The organism is Dyella acidisoli (genome assembly GCF_030160295.1).
Taxonomy (GTDB): Bacteria; Pseudomonadota; Gammaproteobacteria; order Xanthomonadales; family Rhodanobacteraceae; genus Dyella_B; species Dyella_B acidisoli.
In genome coordinates, this window is record NZ_BSOB01000059.1 from 1 (window position 1) to 1,060 (window position 1,060).

1 pseudogene is annotated in these 1,060 nt (G+C 55.1%); it reads left to right on the forward strand.

Going from position 1 to position 1,060, the window contains the following annotated elements:
• Window positions 1-1,060: pseudogene (locus QQJ86_RS20700) on the forward strand (hypothetical protein); the annotation flags it as partial.

The following is a 1,060-nucleotide window of genomic DNA, read 5'->3' on the forward strand; positions in this document are numbered from 1 at the left end:
AAACATGGCGGTGGGTACGGTCACCACGCTCGGGGCCTGGATTGGTACGGATATCGATAGCGTTGTTGGTAGAAATGGCTTGAACCTGACCAACTATTTCGAAGCCGATACGGAAATACTTGCCAATCAAGTCCAAGGCACCAAAGCCTTCCTCCAGAATCATCCTGTTGATACAACAATCAATGCAGTGACATCGGCATTGAACCGGGCCGCTGAGCTAAGTCAAAGCAACAACATCGGCGACCAGTTCGAATCGGGGGATATCCTTGGTCAGGGCAGCCTCAACACCGTTATGGCGGTGGATGGTGGCGTAGGGGCATTGAAGCTGGGGGTTGCAGGCGCATCTCTGGCAGTCGACGGGTTGAGCCAAGTGGGTGACTTGCTTGGTCAGGTGAAATTGGTGGGGTCGGCAGGTGGTTATAGCGGTCTCAATAACCAGATTGGTGCCGTTGGTGATCTATCGAAGCTTGGGAGTGGCGGTGCGGAAGATGCGGCGGGAGCCGGTAATCTCACAAACGATGCGCAAGCTCCGGCGGCAACGGGAGTAAACGCAGCGTCGGCTACGGGAGATGCAGGGGCGACTGGTGACGTGGGGGCTGCCGAAGCGGTGGCTAGCCAGACGGGCGATGGTTTAAGTGGTGGTGTGAATAGCAGTGCGACGGGAGAATCCATTGCTACAAATGGCAGCAATGAGATTGCTGGGACGGGCGCCGTAGAAGCTGGTGGGCAAGGAGGATTGGGCGAAGTAAATACGACGGCAAGTGGCAGCAATGACGCGACCATTGTTGATGCTGCTTCTGAGAGCAATGCGCCACTTAGTGTTGCCAAGAACGCTGCTCAAGTAAATGAGGAGTTGACTTCCATTGGTAATTCAAGCGTGGATGCGGAGCTTGGAGCTGTCAAGCAAGTGGCTATCGGTGGAGGAGAGCAGTCGCCTAGTGTAGGATCATTGGCGGACGTGTCGAATGCTCGAACGCCTGAAGCTGACGTTGGCTTAGTTGATGAAAGAAATGCGTCGTCGATAGGCCGAGTTAACTTGGTTGAGGAACGGGGCGTTCCA